This is a genomic window from Dolichospermum circinale AWQC131C (assembly GCF_000426905.1).
Classification (GTDB): Bacteria; Cyanobacteriota; Cyanobacteriia; order Cyanobacteriales; family Nostocaceae; genus Dolichospermum; species Dolichospermum circinale.
Genome location: NZ_KE384641.1, coordinates 4,217 through 4,460, shown reverse-complemented (window position 1 = coordinate 4,460; position 244 = coordinate 4,217).

The following is a 244-nucleotide window of genomic DNA, read 5'->3' as shown; positions in this document are numbered from 1 at the left end:
ATTTTCTTAACAATTAATTGAGAATTATTTTTATTTAGCAACGAGCTTGCAATACTTTCCGCGATTTGCTAGAATTATTGAGAATTTCATAATTGGGTTACTATTGTCAATTTTGTACCCTGCTGAAAAGATGATCTGTAAAAGTCTTTATTTACAGTCGTTTCAGAGATCGATTTTGAAAAGAAATACAAAACTTTACAAATTAGCAGTAGTTTTAAAGAGTCAAGTGGGGAAAAATTATTCA